This window comes from Nonomuraea sp. NPDC050404 (assembly GCF_040655495.1).
GTDB lineage: Bacteria > Actinomycetota > Actinomycetes > Streptosporangiales > Streptosporangiaceae > Nonomuraea.
In genome coordinates this window covers 303,818-326,290 of the sequence record NZ_JBFAKB010000005.1, presented here as the reverse complement: position 1 = coordinate 326,290, position 22,473 = coordinate 303,818, and the positions used below count along the sequence as shown (strand labels likewise).

Sequence of the window (22,473 nt, the reverse complement as noted above, 5' to 3'; positions counted from 1 at the left end):
CCCAACATGACATCCGGAACCAGGCGCGGCGGCGGGCGGGGGGCCGTAGTTCGAAATGTCGAAGCCGACCCGCCCTGTGCGGCAGCACGGCTACAGGCGGCACCCGCGATCGCACTCCACCGCTCTCGTCTACTCCGGAATGTTCGGCGCTCCGCCGCCCGGGAGGGCTGGCCCTGAAAACGAGGCCTCATACCGAGCAGAGATGAAACGCAACGGCGAGTTCACCATGTTCCCTCGATGCCGCTGCCCCACATGACCGTGGCAGCTTGCCTGAGGGGCCCACGAAGATTCCCGACAGCCGTCTATGGCCGTAGCTTACGCGGCTGTTTGGGCTGAGAGGGACTCGTTGAATACCTCCAGGGGCGGCCGGTAGCCGAGCGCCGAGTGCAGGCGCCTGTGATTGGTGAGCACTCGGCGCCACCACCGATTACGGGCCAGAGCCGTTCGCTGGACAGGCCCATGCCAGGAGCGAAACGGGCCCAGGAGGCCAGATGGCCGGCGGTGGGGAAACGGCTCATGTCCAGCCCGATTTCGGCCAGGATCAGCGCCGCGGCCGTGCGGCCGATGCCGGAGATCTCATTCAGCCGCTCCATCGCCTGCTCGAAAGGGGCAAGAAGTTCCCCGATCTTCATCTGAGCCAGGATCCGCGGGCTGCGCTCCCCGGCGACCAACGCGGCCATCATCGCTCGCCCGGAGACGCCGAAGATGTCGGATGCCAACACCGACAGTGCGGCGGCTGCCATCCCTGCTCATCCTGCTCCTGGTAGCCGCGCTGGCGTCCGGGGCAACCGTAGCCGCGAGAGCAGGCGTGCTGATGGCGACTGATCAGCAGTGGCTGGCCAATGCGCTGCTGGTGGCGGCCGCGTACAACGATGCCGGGTCTGCTGGCCGTGCCCGGCATCTTGCTGCACGGCTGCTCGGGGCTGGGCTCGATCCGCCGCGCCTATCGCTTGACCGAGCTGAGTTTCCTGCCGACCGCGTTGACGCTGGCCTTCGGGGTCGTCCTCGTTCCCGGTGCGGCGACGTGGGCTCTCGAGTCGGGGCTGCGCCTGCTCCCCGACCCGCTCACGACCCTCGGATGGGGCCTGGCCGGAACCGTGCTGGCGCTGGCCATAACGCCCTTCCAGGCTGCCGTGGTCGCGCGCCAGTTCCTCCATCGCATGGCCTGGCGCACCGAGGTGGACGACTCGGACCTGGCACACGGCCTGCCCGATGGCGCTCCGCCGCGCCCGGTCAGGCCGAGCCTGCTGCCGGCGGCCCTGCTGCCCGGACTGCTGTTCAGCGGATTCGTGCTGGTCAACCCGTTCGGGTGGCCGGAGATCGCCGGTGCGAGAGCATCCCGGTGTCCGAGAGCAGGAGCGGCTTCGGAGAGAGACTGGCCATGCCATCAACGCCGAGGGCGACCCGACGATCGCCTGGATCGACCACAAGCTCGCGCCGCCCGGCCTCAGCTGGAACCTGCACGTCACCACCCCGCTCAATCTCACCCCGGGCCAGAGAAGACCTCACCTCGGACTAGTGCAGGAGGAAGCCCGCCGTGGCCCGGTCGTACCTTTGCCGCACCGTGGACGACGTAATGATCCTGGCCGCGCGCGCCGACACGGCGCGGCTCGAACGCGCTGACGCCGTCCTGACCAGCGGTTCGGCATTCTCGAGCCCTGACCTGCAGTTTCATAGGTCGCTCCCGCGACAACGATGGTCGCCTCACCGTCCTGATCGGCAGGCCGACCGGGCGTCACCACGGCTCGTCCCACGTCCCCTCGGGGATCCGGTACGCGGTCCGGGTCGACGCGAACCATTCCCGATCGAGAAAGCGCCCCGTGATACGGCCTACCATGCACAACATGAGGTGGATGTCGTGCTCGAGGCCGGCGCCCTCGCCGAGCGCGAGCCCACTCGCGTAGGGCCGGTAATCGGGGAACTCCATGTATCCGCCTTCCTCGTACGGCGGAGTAACGTGGCCGAGCTGCTCGCCGTCGTAGTAGAGATACAGCGGATCGAGCCTGCCCAGCTCTTCGTCACAGTGGATCTCGAAGACACGGCGTTTTCCTAGATTGATGACGCCGAGGCGGTAAGGGTCCATCCCGAAGGCGAGGACATGTGTCCAGCCGGGCGCGTGCGGGCCGATCCAGACCACCATTTCCGGCGGCCCCGGGTATGTCCCGACGGCTCCTTCGAGGTCGCAGTCGAGACGCGAGCCCGCATCCGCGCGCAGCAATCGGCGGAGTTCTTCAGGATCCTCGCACTCCACCCAGAGCCCGTGGAACTCGTAGTGGACGCGATGCTCAACGAGCAGGTCCCACTGGTTCTGCGCAGGAAACGCCTGTGCGGGAATATTCATCGTCGTGTCCTTGAGTCATAGCACCGTGCGGTCAACGGACGGCGGGATCGCCGAGCATGTGCCACGGCGATCCCGCGTACGGAGTTGGGATTGACTAGATCCCGGTCATCAGGTCGTCAGTTCGCGATCTTCACCCAGAACGGGCTGTCACTGGTCTTGGTGGGGGTATTGTTCGGGTCATAGTAGAGCAGCCGGTAATGACCGTAGAACGCCTTCAGCGCCCTTCCGTGCAGGTCATTGTGGCTGGCGTAAACAGCGCGGACAGAATAGTTGATCCTATCCGCGGCCGCCCCCTGCAGAGTGGAGGCGAAGGGGTATTCATCGCACTGGTACGTCCCCCTCCGTGAACTTTCATACTCTTCCTGGAAGTAATACCTACAGTGAGCCATTTTCAGGGTCCGTGGCGGCTGCCCTGATCACAGCGTGATCGCGATGTCGGTGTTCGGTCGGTGACATGAAGAAGCTCCTGGTAGACGGGTTGATCACCACAATCCACACCGTCGCAACCAGGAGCTTCAGGTGTTGTTCTACCGTGCTGCCGTCGATTTGTCGCCTCAGACGCTGAATTACGTTGCCGGGATGATCCGGCGCCACCGGAAGGTGATCGGGTCGCTCTGGCGGCGGCTCAACCCTGGCCGGCAGGCGCTGCTGGTGCTGGTCTACCTGCGCAAGGGCGAGACGTTCGCCCAGATCGGGGCCGGGTTTGGGGTGTCGACCGCGACCGCGTGGCGGTATGTGGAGGAGACGGTCGCGCTGCTGTCGGCCCGCTCACCCAAGCTCGGCCAAGCGCTGCACAAGGCCAAGCGGGACGGGCTGCACTACCTGGTGCTGGACGGCACGCTGATCCACATCGACCGGATCGCCGCCGACCGGCCCTACTTCTCCGGCAAGCACCGCGTGCACGGGATGAACGTGCAGGTCATCGCCTCGCCGGACGGGACGATTCTGTGGACCTCCGGCGCGCTGCCGGGCAAGGCCCACGACCTGAGCGCCGCCCGCATCTGGGGCATCCTGCGCGCACTCGAACGCGCGGGCATCATCACCCTGGCCGACAAGGCGTATCAGGGAGCCGAAGGCCCGGTCCGCACCCCGTACAAGGGCAAGAAGAAGCCCGAATCCCAGAAGCAGGCCAACCGCTCCCACGCCCGCCTTCGCGGCCCCGGCGAGCGCGCCAACGCCCAGCTGAAGAGCTGGAAGATCCTCCGCAAGCTACGCTGCAGCCCGAGCAAGGCCGGCCACCTGTGCAAGGCCATCGCCGTCCTCCAGAACCACCGCGTTGCTCAGCCGTCCTGAGGATGAAAAGAGGTCATGGATCGCCCTGGTACGTCGAACAGCTCAGTGATCAGAGACGAGCCAGGCCTGCATATCTTGCTCCTCTTCCTCGGTTCTGCCGCCTGCCTCGAGATTGCGGCGGGCTAGCTCTCGAAGTGTCGAGGAGCGATAAGGCTGGGGCAAGGCCACAACGCCGATACCGTCCTCCCAACGAGTTCCCACCACGAAGACTGATCCATCTATCGCGGACATGACGAACGCTGGCTGACCGTATGCGGATCCGAGGACACCGGATTCTGCCCCAGCTCCCGCGATATCCCAGTCCTCCTGCAGTTCCACTAGACCCCACACATATTCCCACCATGCGGGGTCTTCCCAATCATCGGTCTCTTCACGCTCTTGAGCGAAAGCAGGGTCAATGGCCGGTGTCAGCGCGACAAGAAACTGACGCTCAGCCGAAAAGAGCCCATGTTCGGTCGCCAGCGCGCACCATTCAGCGTTGAATCTGGCGATCAGATCCACATCATTCAGGTCAACGATCCGGTCCCGCCGACCATCTTCAGGCCCGGCACACGTTGTCACCCTGGCGATGCGAGTTGGGATCCCCGTTCCACGTCTAGTGCCGAGGAATCGCATGCCGAAGGCCAGCATGAGCCTTGCTATCAGTTCTTCATTCAATGCACTCTCGTTTCAGCATCTCGCTAATCGCAACCTATTTGAATAATTTTGCCATAGTTGTGTCCCCCTCCAGGCTTATTTCCCTTCGGGCCAACCCATGCATACTTGTCTCCTTTTCGGATTATGCGGTAGTCATTATTACCGTCGTAGCCAAAGATTTCCCCGTCCACCCAGAATTCATTCCTCCGGACACCCTCGCGGTTTTTGTAAAAATCCAGCTCATATTGCTTAGTTTTTTTATTGTAAGTGGTGCGCTGCATCAGGCTCCCATTTTGGATATCCCGAAGCATCTGTTTGATGATATTCGGTACGACCTGGTCATTGTGGACGAGCGCATCGGCTGATCCGATCGCGACATAGTAGGTATGAATGTCGGCGACTGACAGATTGTAGACTGCTTCCTCTGTCGTCCACCGCTTCACCGTTGCGACCTGGATCCAGGTTCCGGAAGAGGTCCGTAGCCACAATCCCGGACGGAGATAGGTCGCATCCACCCATTCCCGCAGGGAAGGAACCCAGAAGGGATGGCCGGCGGTCGCCACCACAGATGTCTCGGCCGCTTCGTTCTCACTTTCTAGGCGAACAGAGATCTGCACAAGGTGTTTCGTCCCGATACCGAAAATCTTATCGGCGACTTGCTTGGCTTCCGTCTGCCCGCTCACCGGATCCGTAGCTACAACCCGATCTCCAACCTGGACGTCCTCGATCGCTTTGTGGCCGCCGTCGGCCATCAAAACGAGGGTTTCGCCTCGGAAGCTGTTACATGCCGCTGCCGCTGCACCGGAGCGAAGCGCCTGAGCCAACTTGGGCATGTACTTCGCGAGCTTTCCTACGGCTTTGACTGCGGCGCCACCCGGCAAGAGGTTTGCAACCATAAGAAAGCAGCTAATCCCACTGCCAGAGTTGCAAGATTGCGCGTCGCCCCATATGAAATCGCTGATGCCACGGAATAGCCTTATGAACCAGGACCCCGACTTATCACGCGCCTCGGCCTGCAATTTCTTCAGGGCCAGCCATTCGTCATATCCAATGCCTAGTCTTTTGGCGATTCCTCTGCAGCTGCCTGCAAGGTGCCCATCTTGGCTCCCATCGCCATTGAGACAATTGTCGTAATAGACTTTGGCGTCTCCTACGAGCTTGGCGGCCTTTTTCATCGCCTTACAGGACTTAGCTCCATAGAGAACTTCGCATCCCACAGCCGAAGCGGCCTTAACCCCGCAGCCGTCACAGGCAGTGGCGCGGGTGGACACCTTCGCGTATTCCCAAAGCTCGTCCTCGTTGATGTTCGGATTCATCGGGTCATAAAGATCGATGTATTTGCGTCGAGCCGCTTCGCCTTCTTTTGAGTTGTTCAGCCAGAAGTCGTCGGCTGGCACGTCCCGGCCGGCGCCGAGCCCTTCGTGGACGACGTTGATGCGGCGGGCTTCCTCCTCATTAAAACCGGGGTTGAAGCCTACGTCGGGCACCCATTGCCCGTTGCAGTCGCCGTACATGCTGCAGTGGTTGCCGCGGTCTCCCATACCGCCATCGATATCGTTCAGCACCGTGTGGCCGGTCGGGTCCGTGCCGGTGAGCGGTGAGGCGTTGGCGTAGGTGTAGCGGTTGGCCTGCACGGATGGCGTTGGTTCGAGGGTCCAGGTGTCGCGGCTGGTGAAGGTGCCGGTGCCGGGCTGGTACCAGCGGGCGTGCATGTTGACCTTGCCGGTGTCCGGGTCGGTATATTCCCCCTGATAGCCGAGACTGGTCGGATCTCCCGCCTGGGCGGCGGTTTCGCCGAAGGGGCCGTAGCTGGTGGAGCTGACGAGGCCGGTGCCGGTGTAGGTGGCCACGAGGTCGCTGTGGAGGTCGCTCAGAGTGGCTGCAGCGGGGGCGGTGCCTTCTTGGAGACCGACAAGAGCGCCGAATGGGTCGCGCGAGTACTTGGCCTGAACGCTGCTGCTGACACTGATGGCTGCCAGGTCGTTCCCGAGCCCAGCGTACTGGTGGGTTTGCTTGGTGGTGCCGCTGATGCGGGAGGTGACGCGGTCGAGGGCGTCGTAGGCGTAGAGGCTGTCGCCGTCGGCAATGAGCCGGTCGAAGGCGTCGAAGGTGTACTGCGTGGTGGCGCCGGCCTTGGTGCTAGTGGCCATGGTGCCGCGCGGGGTGTAGGTGTAGTCGGTGCCGTCGCCGCTGGTGAGGCGGTTGCGTTCGTCGTAGGTGAAAGTTTTGTCGCCTGCCTTGGTGCGGTTGCCGGCGGCGTCCCATTCGTAGGCGGTGATGGCGCCGCCGGGGGCGGTCCAGGAGGTGAGCCGCCCGGCGTGGTCGTAGCTATAGCTGTTGGTGCCCGCGCCTGCGGTGCCGGCGGTGGTCTTGGTGGTGAGGTTGTCGTCCTTGTCCCACCCGTAGGTAATCTTCGCGAGCTGGCTGCCAGAGCCATTCTTCAGGGTTTGGCCGGTGATGCGGTCCAGGTTGTCGTAGTCGATGGTCTGGGTGCTGGCCGTGCCGCTGGTGGCGGTGATGGTCTTCAACCGGCTGACCGTGTCGTAGTCGTAGGTCAGCGTTCGGCTGGTGACCGGGTCGGTGGCAGTCTTCAACCGGTTGGCGGTGTCGTAGGTGAAGACGGCGGAGCCTGCGGCGTCGATGCGCTGGGTGGGGTTGCCGAGGCCATCGTAGGCGTAGGCGGTCTCCTGGACGGTGCCGCGCATGATCTTGAGCGGCAGGCCGCGGTCGTTGTAGTCGACGGTCAGGTCACCGGCAGTGGTTGAGCGGCCGGCCAGGTCATAGCCGAAGGTGCGCTCGGCCGTCGCCGCGTCGCCGCCTGCTCCGCTCTCCTTGGTGAGCCGGTTCAGGTGGTCGTAGGTGCGGTCGGTGCGCACCCCGCCGGGCTGGATGGTGGCTGTCTGGTTGCCGGCCGCGTCGTAGAGGTGGGTCCAGGTGCGGTCGGCCGCGTCCGGGTGGGTCTTGGTGGGTGGTTCGGTCACCGTTTCTGCCAGGCCGAGGCTGTTGTAGCTGGTCCAGGTGGCGTTGCCGCGGCCGTCGGTGAGGCGGGTGCGGGCGCCGGTGGCGTCGTAGCCGAAGCTGGTGGTGATCGACTCGCTGTCCGAGACTGGTTCGATCAGCGAGGTGGTCCGGCCCAGCGCGTCGAAGACTTGCTTGGTGACATGTCCTTCGGGTGAGGTGGTGCTGGTCGGGTTGCCCGCCAGGTCATACCCGTAGCCGTAGGTGCGCAGCACCGTACCGGCGGAGTCCACATCTTTGGCCGCGTTCTTGCGGCCGGCCAGGTCATATTCGGCGATGGTGGCGTTGCGGAGGGCGTCGGTCGTCTTGACCAGGCGCCCCGCCAGGTCATAGGTCATGGCGACGTTGGTTCCTAGGTCGGTAACCGTCTCCGTCTCGCCCGCCGCGTTGTAGGTGTAACTGGTGACTACACTGCCTGGGGCGGTCTGCTTGGTCAGCCGGCCCGCCTGGTCGTACTCCATCGTGGTGGTGTAGACGGCGCTGGAGGGCTTGCGCTCGATCTGCGTGGCGGTGATCTTCCGGCCGAGGTCGTCGTAGGTGGCCCCGGTACGGGTGCCGGTGGCGTCAACGCTGAACAGTTGCTGGCCCGCCATGTCGTACTCGGCCACCCGGGTGCCCGGATTCTGCCCGTCTGGAGCGGGGTCGGTGACGCGGACCTGGCGGCCGAGCTGGTCGTACTCGTAGGACGTGAGGTAACCGCGCGGGTCGGTGGTGCGGACGCGCTGACCGGCTTTGTCGTAGGCGTGCTGGACAGCCGAGGTGATCGCGCTGCCGCCGGGCGGCGTGTAGGCGGGGGCAGAGGCCCTGGTCAGGCGGCTGACCCTGTCGAATGTCGAGGTGAGGACGCCTCCTTCCGCATCGCGCTCGTGCGTCTGGTTGCCCACTGTGTCATAGCCCATCAGAGCGGATGGGCGGGTTGTGGAGGCAGCGCCGTTCTTGTCCACCTGCACCTGCGGTGCCTTGGTCTCCACCAGCCGGTCCAGGACGTCGTAGCGCAGCGTCGTGGTGTAGTCGGCGGCGTTCGCGCCGTCGGCGTTGCCACGCGGGTCGGTGGCGGCGACCGGCAGGCCGCGATCGTCGTAGGTGGTGGTGGAGACGATGTCCCGGTCGCCGTTCTCGACGCTGTGCCGGGTCGGCTTGTTGACCTTGTTGTAGGCGAATTCCTTGGTCTCGGCTCGCGCGGTGCCCGCCGCGGTAAGTGTGGACTTGATGATGTTGTCGTTGGCATCGTAGGTGAAGCTGGTCTTGCGGTTGAGGCCGGCCGGGTCGAGTGTCTGCGAGGACAGGCGGTTCGCGGCGTCGTACGAGGAGACCGTGGTCATCTTCTTGTTCCCGCCGGTGACCTGCTGGACGAGGTTGCCTGCCGCGTCGTAGCTGTTGGCCTCCAGGACCACGTCGGTGGTTTCGCTGGAGCTATTGAGCCTGACGTCGTCGCCGATCTTCTCTGACAGCAGGTCATCGCCGAAGTAGGTGTAGGAGGTCTTGCGGCCCATCGCGTCCACTTGCGCGGCCAGTCGCCCCCCGCTGTCATAGCTCCGGCTTTCCAGCACGACATCCTTGGCCAGCTGCGGATCGACCGGGCTGCCGGTCCACCCCTTCAACGTGGTGGTGGTCAGCTCTCCGCGCTTGCTGTAGCCGTAGACGAAGAGGGTCCCGCGGGCATCCGTTGACGTGGCCTTTAGACCGGAAGCGTCCCAGGTCTGGCGGGTCACACCGCCCTCGGGGTCGGTGGTCGACGCCAGCTGGCCGAAGTCATCGTAGCTGTGCACGGTCTTGCGCTCGGCATCGCCGCCGGTCAGGTCCGTGATGGACTCCGACAGCTTGTTCCCGTCCGGGTCATAGCCGTAGGTGGTCCGTGCCGTGTGAGTGACGCCAGTGACCTCGTTCTTGACCGCCGCACCTGTCACTGTGGCCACCCGGCCGGTCGGATCATAGGTGGTAGATGTTGTGACTCCGTTCGGGTTGGCCTCCGACACCTTCGTGGTGGAGGTCACCCGGCCGATCTCGTCGTAGCCGAGCTTCGTCACCAATCCGAGGGGGTCGGTCTGCTCGGCCAGGTCGCCCGCGGCGGTGTAGGCGTAGGACCAGGTGTTGCCGCGCGGGTCGGTCCGGGTCTTCTCCAGTCCCGGCGGGGTGGTGCCGCCGCCGACGGCGGGCTCGCTGCCGTCAGTGTAGGTGACTTTGTTCGACCGACCTTCGGGGAAGTCCGGTGTGGCAGGGGTGGATTGTTTGGTCGGTTCACCGTAGCTGTTGTACTCGAAGGTGGTGGCGTACGTGTTGCTGGCTGCATCCGTGGAGCGAGCATCGCGGAAGACCTTGAGCTTGTCATTGAGCGGGTCGAAGTCGTCGTCCGCATTGGCGTGGTAGTCCAGGTAGAAGCGCTGGCAGTTGCCCGCCTTGCGGCAGGACTTGCCTTGGATGATGTTGCCGCGTTTGTCGTTCCACCGCTGTATCACGTTGCCGTTCGGGTCGGTCAGCTTGACCTTGAACCCGCCGGTGTCGTAGTCGTAGCTGGTCTTGGCCCCGGCTTGATCGATCGTGTACGTCGGTCGCGCGTTGCGCAGTGTGTCGTAGGCGTAGTCCAGGGTGCCGCCGCGCGGATCAGTCAACGCGATCTTGTAGAGGCCCTCATCCCAGTCGATGTCGAAGTCGCCGAGCTTCCAGGTGCCGCCATGCCGGTCAGTGTGCGAGTCCAGCCGGTCGGTCGCCGGGTGGTAGGTGTTCTTCGCCCGGACCCGGCCGGACGGCAGCGTGACCTGGGACAGCTTGTGGCTGATCTTCGTACGGGCACTCCAGTGGGACTGGACCTCGGTGTCCGTCAGTGGCTTGCCGTACACCGCGAACTCATCGATCGAGCCCTTGAACGGCCACACGCCCGACGCGCGCGGCCCTCCGGGGACGCTGGACCAGGAACTGGCCCGGTCTCCGCTGCCCACAAACGCGTACTGACGGAGCTCATCCCAGAGCGGCCCCGTCAGCTCCCCCACGACCTGACCGTCGAGGTAGAGCTTCTGCTTGTCACCCGCCACCGTCAGCACCACGTGGTGCCACCGATCGTCGGTGACCGTGCCTGCCGATATGATCGGTGTGTACTCGCCGTCCACCAGGCCCAGCTGGCCCCGGAGTTTGCCGTCCGTGCCCACGTACAGGACCGGCAGCGACGCACCGACACCGCTTCCCGATTCGTCAGCCGAGAAGATCACGCCAGGCTGCGTGGTCTTGATCCAGCCCTCAAGGGACACCTGATCCCGCAGACGGTCCAGCATGGGCACGGGCAGCATCATCGTGGACTTGGTGAAGCCCGCTGCGGTGTCGGCCGTTCCCTCCAGCGCGCCCGGCTGACCGACGGTGACGTTGTCGTACTGACCGGTGCCGCCGTCGCTGCCCAAGTTGGCGGCCGGTTCGTGCTGCTTGTCGCCCAGCCGCCAGTAGCCCACCGGTTCGGAGTCCAGCACCAGGCCCTTGTACCGTGAGCCGTCACCGTAGCTGTAGGTGGTGCAGTTCGGTGCCGCGGCCGGCGTGCACACCGACGTCAGGTTGTCGCCGGTGTAGGTGTAGGTCCAGGTCAGCGCCTTGCCGTCCACCGGGTCGGTGGACACCGTGGCCACCCTCGGGCCGTTCCAGGTCACGTGCAGTGCCCGGCCGCCGGCTCCGGTCACCGTGTCGAAGGTACCGTCTGCGTTGTAGTTGAGCGTCTGTGCCCGCCCGCGATTGTCCTCGATCTTCAGCAGCCGGCCCGCCGCGTTGAACACGTACGACATCGAGGCGGTGTCCTTCAGCCGCCACCCGCCGCCATCCGCATCCGCCAGCGTGTCCTTCGTCCCCGGCGGCGGCTGATAACCACCATCGCCCTTGGCCGCGAACCGCACCCGCCGCCCGTCGGCGTAGGTCACCAGCAACCCGGTGACCGCCGTTCCCGACCGCTCGGCCACCACATTCATGTCCCAAGCCGTCGACCAGCCCGCGCCGAAGATCCCATTGGTGCGCGAATCGGAGCTGTTGTAGGTGCGTTGCACTGTCAGTGCGGGACCCGCCACCTGCACGTGCGCGTCCACCTCGGTCGTGGTGTAGTTCCCGCCGAGCAGCGAGAACTCCTGCTCCTCATTGACGCGTTCACCCAGCTGGGCACTGTTGATCGGCTGACGCGCACCCATAAGGATGAGCTGCTTGTCGCTCGTGGCGACCGCCTTGCTTTCCGAGTCCACGATACGGACCCACCACTCGTATTGCTTGCCCCACTCCAGCTTGCCCGCGGGCACCCGCCACGTGTCCTCGTCCGGTAGGGCGCCGGACTTCCAGCAGGGCGGCGTGGAAGAAGGGGAGCCGGTGTCTTCCTCATCCTCTTCCGGCTTCTCACAGATGTGGTACGTGTGGTTCAGCGGGCTGAAAGGGTCATCAGGTTCATTGATGCGCGTAGCCCGCACGGTGAGCAGCGGAGTCGTCGTTCCCACCAGGGATCCCGCGTCGGGATACACATCGTCGATCAAGGGGAAGGTGTTCGCCGCGGTTGCCTGGTCTTGCTGTTCAGCCCGCTGTACACCAGCGGGTAGCTGCGATTCCGTCTCCGGCTCGGCCTTCAACGCCATCCGCGGCCACGCGCCCCCATCTTCCGGCAGGGCTCCCCGCACAGGCGGATCATCCTCAGCCGTCGCTGCCGTCGCCGTCGCGGGGGTGACCGTCAGGCTTGGTAAGACTCCCGCCGCACCCCGTTGCTGCTTCGGCACTACCGCGGTGCCCTGCACGGAGACGACCTCGCCGTCCCAAGTTGTCTGGGCGGAGGCCGGAAGCGCAGCCAGGGGGACAAACCCCGGCAGGCCAGCGATCAGGATGACGGCCGCCGACCGGGCAACGACAGCACGCGAAAAGAACCGGCGCATACGAAATCACGCTCCGAACCACAACGAAAGACACCAGCAAGGCGGCAGCCGTCGCTCTCCGCCACAGCCTTCTCGGGTTGTGCAGCTCGGAGTCGATCACTTCCGACGATCAAAGTAAGGAAATTCGACCGATCGGACAAGAGGGACAATTATTACAAATTGACAAACAGCCCTATCAGATATGCAACACTCCGTAACCAGACAGATGGACCCATTGCCCCCGAATGTGCGTATAACCCCGCATGGAAGGCGAATCGAGAGATCGGGACGACATGACTCAACCAGCCTGTCCGTGGCCGTGCAAAAGTGGGTCTGGCCCACTCTTCGTGATCAGGAACGGTGCAGGACGCGGACACGAAGCAGGTCGGCGTTGGCTCGCCCGTACATGATCCGTTTGATCATCTTGATGCGGTTCACGTTGCCTTCCACCGCGCCGGAGCTGTAGGGCAGGGTGAGCCCGGCCTTGACCGCCGTCCAATCTCGACGCAGCCCGGCGGCGAAGTCGCGCAGTTCCCGCGCGGGACTGGCTTCCGCTCGCGCCGCCCAGTCGTCCAGGTCCTGTTCACCGCGGCGGTGGACGAGCATCTCGGCGAACTGACGCGTCAGCTCGGTGACCGAAGCGAGTTCCGGGCAGCGGGCGGCGATCTGGTCGAGCATGGCCAGGTCTTCGGCGGCAACCTTGCCGGGTGACTGGACGATCCAGCCGGTGACCTCCCGGATCTTGGGCGCGGGAGGCCGCGCGGGTGTGACGGTTGCCGTGCGGAGCTTGGCGGTGAGGCGCCGGAGCGTCCGGGCGCTGCCGAGGAAACCTCGGTCGCGCAGCTCGGCCAGGAGCTGGTCGGTGCTGCGGCAGCCCTGTTCCCAGCGTTCGAGCAGGTAGGGAAGATAAGCATCGAGGATCGTCTGACGTGGTGCGCGCTCGTCGCTGATCAGTTCGTCAGCGCTGGCGGCGGTAGCGTAGCGGCGCACCGTCTTGCGAGAAAGCCGCAGCTCACGGCCGATCGCAGTGATGGTCATCCCCTGCGAGCGGAGCTGGTGGATCTCAGCGTGCCGCGCCCTGGTCCGGGCCGCCGCTGCCCCTTCCTCGTGGTCCGGCTCCAACCCCTCGGCAGGAGGTTCGGTGGTCTCGGGCTTGGCCGGTTCGCGCAGTTGCGCGCGGTTTCGAGACACCGCCCGCTGGACCGCGCCGGACAGGTTGTGGAGCAAATGCCACCGATCGGCGACCTGCACCGCCAGCGGAGCGCCGCGCTGCGCGCCTTCGGCATAGCAGCCGGCCCGGTCCCGGCAGATCACCTCGACCCCGGGATGCGCCTGCAGCCAGGCCGCGAAGGAGTCCGCAGAGCGATCCGGCAACACCTCGACCACATGACCGCCCTCCACATCGACCAGCACCGTCCCGTAGGTATGGCCCTTGCGCCAGGCGAACTCATCGACCCCCCTGCACCCGCGGGGTCGCCACCTGCGGATCCGGCAAGCTCCGCAGCAGCCGCAGCAGCGTCGAACGGCCCACCGCACAAGCCAGCCGGGCGGTATGACGGGCACCGGGACGGCCACCCCAGAGCCAGCGCCACCGTCCGCAACATCGACAGCAGTCCCGCCGCGCCGGCCGTGCCTGCTGGTCAGACCGGGCACCTGCTCGGCGAAGGTCTTCCGGTCACAGCCGGGGTTGTCGCAGAAGAAGCGACGCACCCGCACCTGGAGCAGCACTTCCTGCCCGGCGACCGGAAGATCTGCCAGGCACCGCTCATAGCGGCTGTGAACCCGCGCCGACTCGTATCCACAGCCAGGGCATGAGCTTTTCGGCTCCGTCGTCGCGGCCTTCACCCGCACGATCGCGCCCACCTGGTACACCCGCTCGATGCGGACGGCGGCAAGGTGCGGGAACACGACCGCCAACAGCGGCATGATCGACACAGAGCAGCGTCTCGGCACCAGCACCGGTTCGCACCCGGCTCAACAACATCGTGATCTTGGATCTCTGGCCGATCACGAAAAGTGAGCCAGACCCACACGCACTCGGCCGTTGACACAGCCGCGGCGGAGTGCCATGGGCAGCTGAGAAGCACGCGCGAGCAGCGAGGAACTCGCGCCGACACGGAGGAGAGAGAGCCTCGAAATGCTCGTCACCTGCTGAACCGTGGAATACGACGAAGCCCTCGCTCCACTCCAGGAGACCAGAGCGAGGGCTTCGCGCTGCAGGGTGGAACCAGAACCAGGCGCCAAACGCCGGTCAAGAGTCGCAAGAACCACCACGCAGGGCTCTTCTACGAATCACTTGAGCAGGGACGACGCCCGTTCCCGAAGCTGACAAAGGGAGATCGTCATCCCCTGAACAAGGTGAGGTTAGCCGGCCGCCAGGAGCACCCTGTTCGCGCCCCACCGCACAACGGCGTCGAGCACCATCGGGCCAGCGCCCTCCGGCATTTGGAGCAGGCTCCCCCCTCCGGCGCCAGGCTGCGCATGCCAGTCTGTTGCCGGACCAGGCGGCGCGGTCGAGCGCGTCACGCCGAGTCGTGCCGGGATGGACGACCAAGGCATCTCCACGGAGCTGGTTCCTCAGCTCCAGGTGCTTCCCGCAGCGTCTCACACCCGACGCCCCCGGGGAACTCACACAAATGCCCTGGCACCGAGCGCTGCAGGAGGGACGACGAACAACATTCTGCTGTTCAGGCAAAGACGAGGCCCAGTTCTCAGCATTCAGCCGACACAGACAACAACGCGACGAGTTTGCAATGGCTCTGACCAGCCGTAGCCCCATGCGCTGGCGTTCAACGAGTTGATCTCTGCCGCGTAGCTACTGACACCCGGCGGCCCCGATAGACATCCGGCATGTTACGCGCGTAACATGCCCGCATGGCCGAGAAGCCCGTCCCCCGCTACGAGCAGGTCGCTAACGATCTCCGCGAGAAGATCCTCAACGGCAGCTACCCCGCAGGCCAGCCCCTCCCCCACTCCCGCGACCTGATGATGACCTACGGCCTCGGCTCCGACAACATCCTCCGAGAGGCGTACAAGATCCTCAAAGCAGAGGGACGGATCCGTCGCAACGCCGCCGTAGGCATGATCGTCCAAGACCCCCGCCCCGTCGTCGTGGACCTCATCCTGCACAACCGCACCGGCCACGGCCCGCTCCCCTGGTCCGAGTGCTGCAAGCTCGCCGGCCTCGACGGGCGCATGGTCACCAACGCCGTCGCCCCCGGCCACGCCGACCAGGAGGTGGCCGCGCTCCTCGGCATCGAGCCCGGCGCCGATATCGTCACCCGGGCGCGGACCGCGTTCGCCGGCGACGTGCCGGTTCGGCTGGACGAGGCCGTCTACCCCCGGCCGGTCGTCGAGGGCACGCCGATCGCGATTGACCGCAAGGTGCCCGGCGGGATCTACGCCACGCTGGCCCACACCGGTCATGCGCCCGCGATGGTCGTGCGGCGGACCGTGCGTGCGCGGCTCGCGACCGGCGAGGAGACCTCGCGGCTCAAGCTGGCGAAGGGGGCGTGGGTGCTGGCCGCCGACCAGGTCATCGCGGACGAGCGCGGCCTGGCAGTCGAACTGCTGCGGGTTGTGGCCAACCCGGCGCGTGTACGGTTCGTCGAGGAGATGATGACGCTCTAGCGCCGCGAGCGTCGGCGTGGCATGAGTTCGGTGGAGAGTCGTACTCGACATAGATCGAGAACGACAGGGAGGGACATGTCTGCTCCGATCCGACTCACCGCCCCAACCCGCGACGTCCTCGGCATCCTTTTGGAGGCGGCGGCGCAGAGCACTCCGACATACGGGCTCGAAATCTGCCTGGCGACCGGCCACGGGTCCGGCACCGTCTACCCGATCCTGCGGCGATTGGAGGGCATCGGGTGGGTGCGTTCCTATTGGGATGAGAGTGACACCACTGGACCTCGACGGCGTCTTCTGGAAATGACCGCGGAGGGGCGCACGGCCGCGCAGGAGGCCCTTGCCAATCGTGGCACAAAGCCCGCTGGCCAGTGGCGATGGAGCCCCGCCTGATGAAAATCACCAGAGTGCAGTTCGGAGATCGTGTGCTTCACGACGCCGAGGCAGGCAAGGTTCCACTGTGGTGGACAACCGGAGAGGACGATTCCGTTGAAAGGATGCTGAATCAATTCCTCGCCCGCACCCTTAATGAGCCCGGCATCCATGAGGTGGAGTTTCTACACTCTGGCAAAAAGCTCCGGATAGGTTACGGCCCTCACCTAGCTCCGGAGGGAAAGGGCAGGAAGGCCGAGTTCCAGCGGTTTGTGGATGGGCAATAGGTGAAGATACCAGGCCCTAAGAACCCCACTACAGTTGTCGAGTTCATCGCCAGCTTGGGGCTGGAGGAAAATGGCAAACTCGACGGCTCTGTGGCTACAACGGGTGTCGGGTTCCTGATCAATCCCGTGCAGTCGGAGTCAAAGACACTTCCGGCTCGCCTCACTCGCTTCGCCGGCCTCCTGTCCGCCCAGCCCGAAGCCGCCGAAAGTTGGCGGTGGGACGTGGTCGAACTGGCTGCCACCAGGACACAGCGTGACGTGATGCTTCATGTCGGCGGCCTTGTCTGGGCTAGCATCGAGTCGCGAGCGGCTTGGCTGCTTGGCCGTGCGACTGCTCCCCTCGTCTCGCTTATCTGCTGGCTGCTGCGCTCGCAAGCCCGTACGTGCATACCTATCGCGTTGCTCCCGGTATGGGGCGGACTGGAGACCAAGGCGGACACGGGGCTCGGCGCTGCCATTCTTTTGGTGCTTACCAGTGGCCTCGGCCTGCACACGCTCGTCAGCTGGGCCCGCATGCGGCTGAAGATCGAACTCCGCAAGAAGGCCGACACCAGAGGCGCGGGTAGCGACACGCTGAAAGGCGAATAAGGCGAAATGACAGCCGAAGGCCACAGAGGGAGCGCCTCGCCTTCAGGCGAATGGTGGACCCTCGGCATCGCGACGCCGGATGGAAGGACAGCAGAACCGCTGCTGGTCAAGGTTTTCGCGGAAGGAATCCGGTCAAGGGAGAGGATAAAACTCAACGAGAGGGAGTTTACGATTAGTATCCCCTCCGCCTCTTTGCGGCACAGTGAGCCGTTTTCATCCCCATGCGGCGGACTGCTGATCACAACATGAACGCGAAAGCGGCGTTCGTCTGATGGCATGGCGAAACCCCTGGTAGACGGGTTGATCACCACAATCACGTCCGCCACCACCAGGGGCCTCGCATGCTGTTCTATCAGTGAGACTGGTGCTATCGGGAACGACTGCTGCTGCGGATGATGTTGCAGGAGCAGGAAGTGTTCTCTCCTGAGGTTGACCCTTGTTCTATCTGGCCCGGGTCCTCCCGGTGCCGTCGGCACGATCTGTCGCCTCTTTTGGGGAGCACTCCCGAAGGTGCGTGCCGGGTCGGCCGTGTGTGGCTTGATAGAAGCCTCGGCGAGGGAACTGGTCCCGTCACTGGTCTGCCTGCTCGGCTACCCCGGCGCGCACCGTCTTCGGATATTCCCCGAGCCGATGAGGGTGCACATGACGGAGTTCAAGAAGCCCAAGGCGCGACGGATCGTGGGCGGGGTCGACACGCACGCCGACACTCATCACGCCGCGGTGGTGTTGATGAACGGGCGCCGGCTCGCCGATCGGGAGTTCCCGGCGACCCGGGCGGGTTACGCGGACCTGCTGGAGTGGATGGGGTCCTTCGGTCGGCTGCACGCGGTGGGGGTCGAAGGTACCGGCTCCTACGGTGCGGCCCTGGCTCGGCATTTGAGCAGCGCGAAGGTCAAAGTGATCGAGGTCAATCGCCCTGACCGGCAGCAGCGCAGGGCCAAGGGCAAGTCGGATCCGCTGGACTCCTACGCCGCGGCCGAAGCTGTACTGGCCGACAGGGCTCGCTCCGTCCCGAAGAGCGGAAACGGGGTGGCTGAGTCGATCCGCGTGCTGCATCTGGTTCGCGCTGGCGCGGTGAAGGCTCGCACCGCCTGCCTCAACGAGCTGCAGGCGCTGCTCGTCACGGCCCCGGCCGAGCTTCGCGAGCAGCTGGCCGGCATGAAGAAGGCCCGGCTCGTCGACGCCTGCTTCCGGTTGAGGCCTTCTGCTGATCTGGCTGACCCAGCTCAGGGTGTCAAGGCGGCGTTGCGGCATCTCGCTGCTCGCTACCGCGCCCTTAGCGCCGAGATCGACGTGGCCTACGACCAGTTGAAGGCGCTGATCGAGCAGTCCCGGCCCAAACTGCTCGCCACCCTGGGCGTGGGTGTGGAGACCGCCGCCCAACTGCTGGTCACGTGTGGCGACAACCCAGATCGGCTGCGCTCCGAGGGATCGTTCGCGGCCCTATGCGGAGTATCACCCGTGCCCGCATCCAGCGGCAAAACACGACGTCACCGGCTCAACCACGGCGGCGACCGGCAGGCCAACCGGGCCCTGTACGTCATCGTGCTGTCCCGCATGTCCTGCGATCCATCCACCCGTGCCTACGTCGAGCGCAGAACCACCGACGGGCTGTCCAAGAGGGAGATCATCCGCTGTCTGAAGCGATACGTCGCCCGCCAGCTCTACAAGATCCTCGTCCGCCCTCAGGCACCCGCAGCCGCAGCGTCCCTCCCCGCTTGACAAGGCATAGAAGCATCGTGCTGCCGTCGATTTGTCGCGCCGAACTCTCAACTACGTCGCCGGTCTCATCCGCCGGCATCGCCAGGCCATCGGATTGACTTGGCGGCTGCTCAACCCGGGACAGCAGGCCCTGCTCGTGCTGGTCTACCTGCGCAAGGGAGAGACGTTCCCTGAGCTCGGGGCTGGGTTCGGGGTCTCGACGGCGACGGCATGGCGGTACGTGGAGGAGACGGTGATGCTGCTGTCGGCGCGCTCGCCCAAGCTCGGCCAGGCGCTGCGCAAGGCCCAGCGGGACGGGCTGCACTACCTGGTGCTGGACGGCACGCTGATCCGCATCGACCGCCTCGCCGCCGACCGGCCGTACTTCTCCGGCAAGCATCGCGTCCATGGGAGTCGGGTCGCCCAGGGGAGTTTCACCCCTGGGCTCCCACGGAACGGAGCATGACAGTCTCCCGTCACTCCGCTCTTCTCATCTCATCCTTCCGGTCTCGGCCATCCAGGCCCAGTGTCTGAAGAGGCGGGGCGCTCGTTGGACGAGTGCGAGCCACCACTTCCTGAAGCGTTTGAATGTCCGGAGCCGTTTGTACTTTCGGCGCGCCCAGCGCATCAGGTAGGTGTTGATGCGTTTGAGGAAGGGGCCGAGCTGTGACCGGTAGAACCGGCCGTAGTAGTTCATCCAACCCGCCACGATGGGGTTGATCGCTTTGGCGAGCTCGTTCAGGTCGAGCCGGGTGCGCAGGTGAATCCGCCAGCGGCGGAGCCGTCGCCCCATCTCCTTGAGGGCCTGTGAGCTGACCGCAGGCAGGAACGAGGAGAACACCCCGCCGTTCCTGGCCTTAGCCGCCCGCGCGCGGAACGTGAACCCAAGGAACGTGAACTCGGTGTGCTCATACGAGCCCGGCCGAACCCGGTCCTTGCAGTGTCGGGTAGCCCGGGGGAATCGCGCCCCCGGGCTCCCACAGAACGGAGCGTGACGGTCTCCCGTCACTCCGCTCTTACCATCCAGTCGGGTGGAATCGGTGCGTCCAGGCCCAGTGCGCAAATAGTCCGGAGTCCCGTTGGGTGACCCCTTTCCACCAGGCTTTCAGCCGTTTGAACCCACGCAACCGCTTGTACTTCTTCCGGGCCCAGCGCATCAGGTAGGTATTAATGCGTCTGAGAAGGGGATCCATCTCGGTCCGGTAGTACCGGCCCCAGTAGGTCATCCAACCTCGCACGATCGGATTGATCGCCTCCGCGAGATCCTCCAGAGTGTCGTTAGGTCGCCGATGCAGTCGCCAGCCCCGGACTTCCCTGCCTTTCTCGACCAGCTTCTCCCTGCTCATCGCGGGCTGAAACGACGTGAAACGCACGCCCCTTCTTTTGTTCCGCGCCCTGCGGGGACGGAAGGTATACCCCAAGAACGTGAACGCGACATTAGGATAATCCCATCGCCTGTTACTGTCCTTGCAGTAAACTATCCGGGTCTTGTCCGGATGCAGTCGCAGCCCGACCTCGACCATCCGCTGGCCAATCGCATCCCGCAGCATTTTCGCCTGCGGCAGGTCTGCACAGTGGACCACCGCATCATCCACGTATCTCTCGAACCGGACGGCCGGAAAGTTTCTTGCCATCCACATGTCGAACGCATAGTGGAGGAATAGGTTGGCTAACACGGGAGAAACAGCTGAGCCTTGCGGCGTTCCTTTCTCCCGCTCATGCAGGGTTCCATCGGGATGCTGTATCGGCGCAACAAGCCAGCGCTTTACATACAGCACCACCCATGGTTGGTCGGTGTTCGCCTCAACCGCCTTGACCATGAGGAAGTGGTCCACGCTGTCGAAGAATTTCTGGATGTCCAAATCGACTGCCCAGTCATACTCCCAGCAGCGTTGCCGACATGTGCCTACCGCGTCCAGCGCGGATCGTCTCGGCCGATAGCCATAGGAGTTGGGATGGAATTTTGGTTCCACCCGTTTCTCCAGTTCCATGGCCACCACGGTCTGCGCGATTCTGTCTGCAACGGTAGGCACGCCGAGGACCCTGACCCCGCCATGCGATTTCGGTATTTCCACCGCCAGCACCGGGGGCGGGAAGTAGCTCCCCGAGGACATCCGATTCCATATCCGGTAGAGGTTGTTCTCCAGATCAGCTTCGAAGCCCTCGATCGAGCACCCATCCACACCTGGCGCTCCCTTATTGGCCTTGACTCTCTGGTATGCCTCCCACACGAGCCACTTCGAAATATTAAACGGCTTTTCCATCGACTTCGGTTCGCCCACTCGATCCCTCCCAGAAAGCTCTGGTTGCCCGAACGAACATCACCAGGACAGTCCGGCCCCTTCGCTCCACCCCCATTACAGGAGCTTCATCACTACTATGAACCGGTCCGAATGCCGACCCCGCAACGGTACTCAACGCCTCACGGTTTCCACCGTTTGAACGCGCTCCCTCTCGCCGCCTCACGGCAGCGGTATCGGGGCCAGCCTTCCCACGTTCCACGTGAAAGCCGCAGACCGGACTCGCGTCGCCTACATGCCGGGCACCGCCTGGCCAATAATCGGGTCACCGCCAGACTCGTCCTGGGACCTCGTGCACGCCCCAGTTTTGATGCCACCTGAAACAAATTTCGACACTTCAGCAGCGATTCGCTTACGCTCGCCTTCCCGATCCCCACCTGACGCATCACGTGCGCCTTTTCCCACTCGCTCACGACAACGGTCTTCAGCCAATGCCGCAGTGGGCGGTTTGACGCCCCTCCCCGAAGAGCGACGCCGAAGGGCCACAACCTTCATCTTCCACGCAGCAGCACAATCGATCGAGGTCCCTACTTACATCGCAACCTCTCCCTCTTGCGCGCGTGGCGCACACACGATCCTGGTCTTGGCCGGATGCAGTGACAGCCCGACCTCCGCCATCCTCCCGGAGAGGGCAGCCAGAACCTGGCGCGCCCGCTGTTCGGTGACGCAGTGCACGACCGCGTCATCGGCATACCGCTCGAACTCCACGTCCGGGAACTCCCGGGCGAGAAAGAGATCGAACGCATAATGCATGAACAGGTTGGCCAGCACGGGTGAGATCGCCGATCCCTGCGGGGTTCCCCGATCTCGTTCGTGCAGGGTGCCGTCGGGCAGTGCCAGCGGGGCTTGCAGCCATCGCTTCACATACAGCAATACCCAACGCTGCTCGGTGGTGATGTTGGCCTCGACCGCCTTGACCATCAGGTCCCACGGCACGGAGTCGAAGAACTTGGCGACATCGAGATCGATCACCCAGTTCTTCTTCCAACACCGCTGACGGCACGTGGCCACCGCGTCCAGAGCCGAGCGGCGCGGCCGGTATCCGTAGGAGTCAGGATGAAAGATCGACTCCGTGCGGGCCTCCAACGCCATCGCCGCCACGGTCTGCGTGACCCTGTCCGCGACGGTCGGCACCCCAAGTATCCGGGTCCCGCCGCCGTGCGGCTTGGGTATCTCCACCGCCTGCACCGGAGGCGGAAAGTAGGTCCCCGACGACATCCGGTTCCAGATCTTGAACAGGTTGTTCCTCAGATCCTTCTCGAAGTCGGCGATCGACTGCCCGTCCACCCCGGCGGCGCCCTTGTTAGCCGCCACTCGCCTATACGCCTCCCACACCAGTTGCTTCGATATCTTGAACGGCTTGTCCTTCGGGACTGACTTGCTCACTCGTCTCCTCCCAGCCCCGGTGGGGTCTGGTTGCTCGTGCGAACAACTCCAGATGAGCCGGCCCCTTC

General features: G+C 64.6%; 14 protein-coding genes and 1 pseudogene. 7 read left to right on the top strand and 8 right to left on the bottom strand.

All coding sequences use genetic code 11. The annotated features are described in order from the left end of the window. Window positions 1-302: 302 nt before the first annotated feature. The gene (locus tag AB0I81_RS15815) at window positions 303-743 is read right to left on the bottom strand and encodes a transposase (RefSeq protein ID WP_360656421.1); all 441 of its coding nucleotides are present in this window, start codon (window positions 741-743) and stop codon (window positions 303-305) included. A 992-nt stretch (window positions 744-1,735) separates the two neighbouring features. After that, window positions 1,736-2,341 carry a hypothetical protein gene (locus tag AB0I81_RS15810; protein ID WP_360656418.1) on the bottom strand — a complete coding sequence of 202 codons (606 nt, stop codon included), beginning with the start codon at window positions 2,339-2,341 and terminating at the stop codon, window positions 1,736-1,738. A gap of 519 nt (window positions 2,342-2,860) precedes the next feature. Between AB0I81_RS15810 and AB0I81_RS15805 the strand changes: the two genes are divergently transcribed. Beyond that, window positions 2,861-3,634, top strand: coding sequence for a transposase family protein (locus tag AB0I81_RS15805; RefSeq protein ID WP_360656415.1), 774 nt, complete (start codon window positions 2,861-2,863; stop codon window positions 3,632-3,634). A gap of 42 nt (window positions 3,635-3,676) precedes the next feature. Here the strand turns inward: AB0I81_RS15805 and AB0I81_RS15800 are convergent, their stop codons facing one another. The 3 genes from AB0I81_RS15800 to AB0I81_RS15790 form a co-directional block, all read right to left on the bottom strand. Next, on the bottom strand, window positions 3,677-4,291 hold the full coding sequence (locus AB0I81_RS15800; RefSeq protein WP_360656412.1) for a hypothetical protein: 615 nt from the start codon (window positions 4,289-4,291) through the stop codon (window positions 3,677-3,679). A gap of 23 nt (window positions 4,292-4,314) precedes the next feature. Then, on the bottom strand, window positions 4,315-12,165 hold the full coding sequence (locus AB0I81_RS15795; RefSeq protein WP_360656410.1) for a polymorphic toxin-type HINT domain-containing protein: 7,851 nt from the start codon (window positions 12,163-12,165) through the stop codon (window positions 4,315-4,317). Between the two features lie 330 nt (window positions 12,166-12,495). Beyond that, window positions 12,496-14,070: an ISL3 family transposase gene (locus AB0I81_RS15790; protein ID WP_360657184.1), complete on the bottom strand. Its 1,575-nt coding sequence runs from the start codon at window positions 14,068-14,070 to the stop codon at window positions 12,496-12,498. Between the two features lie 948 nt (window positions 14,071-15,018). Here AB0I81_RS15790 and AB0I81_RS15785 point away from each other — a divergent pair. The 6 genes and pseudogenes from AB0I81_RS15785 to AB0I81_RS15760 all read left to right on the top strand — a co-directional run. After that, the gene (locus tag AB0I81_RS15785) at window positions 15,019-15,774 is read left to right on the top strand and encodes a GntR family transcriptional regulator (RefSeq protein WP_360656407.1); all 756 of its coding nucleotides are present in this window, start codon (window positions 15,019-15,021) and stop codon (window positions 15,772-15,774) included. A gap of 75 nt (window positions 15,775-15,849) precedes the next feature. After that, a complete protein-coding gene (locus AB0I81_RS15780) occupies window positions 15,850-16,164 on the top strand; it encodes a PadR family transcriptional regulator (protein WP_360656404.1) in 315 nt (104 codons plus the stop codon). Then, on the top strand, window positions 16,164-16,430 hold the full coding sequence (locus tag AB0I81_RS15775) for a hypothetical protein (protein ID WP_360656401.1): 267 nt from the start codon (window positions 16,164-16,166) through the stop codon (window positions 16,428-16,430). The genes AB0I81_RS15780 and AB0I81_RS15775 overlap by 1 nt, the downstream gene beginning before the upstream one ends. A gap of 54 nt (window positions 16,431-16,484) precedes the next feature. Then, entirely contained in the window at window positions 16,485-17,018 is a 534-nt protein-coding gene (locus AB0I81_RS15770; protein WP_360656398.1) for a hypothetical protein, read from the top strand. Window positions 17,019-17,660: 642 nt separating this feature from the next. Further along, window positions 17,661-18,740 (top strand): IS110 family transposase, encoded by a 1,080-nt coding sequence (locus AB0I81_RS15765; protein ID WP_360656396.1) that lies wholly within the window; start codon window positions 17,661-17,663, stop codon window positions 18,738-18,740. A gap of 31 nt (window positions 18,741-18,771) precedes the next feature. Further along, window positions 18,772-19,131 (top strand): annotated as a pseudogene (locus AB0I81_RS15760) (transposase family protein); the annotation flags it as partial. Window positions 19,132-19,209: 78 nt separating this feature from the next. Here AB0I81_RS15760 and AB0I81_RS15755 read toward each other — a convergent pair. The 3 genes from AB0I81_RS15755 to ltrA (AB0I81_RS15745) all read right to left on the bottom strand — a co-directional run bounded on the left by AB0I81_RS15755 (window position 19,210) and on the right by ltrA (AB0I81_RS15745) (window position 22,405). Next, complete coding sequence (locus AB0I81_RS15755; RefSeq protein WP_360656393.1) at window positions 19,210-19,512, bottom strand: group II intron maturase-specific domain-containing protein; 303 nt, start codon at window positions 19,510-19,512, stop codon at window positions 19,210-19,212. Window positions 19,513-19,735: 223 nt separating this feature from the next. After that, complete coding sequence (gene ltrA / locus AB0I81_RS15750; RefSeq protein ID WP_360656390.1) at window positions 19,736-21,001, bottom strand: group II intron reverse transcriptase/maturase; 1,266 nt, start codon at window positions 20,999-21,001, stop codon at window positions 19,736-19,738. Window positions 21,002-21,550: 549 nt separating this feature from the next. Continuing rightward, window positions 21,551-22,405 carry a group II intron reverse transcriptase/maturase gene (gene ltrA, locus AB0I81_RS15745; RefSeq protein ID WP_360656387.1) on the bottom strand — a complete coding sequence of 285 codons (855 nt, stop codon included), beginning with the start codon at window positions 22,403-22,405 and terminating at the stop codon, window positions 21,551-21,553. Window positions 22,406-22,473 lie beyond the last annotated feature (68 nt).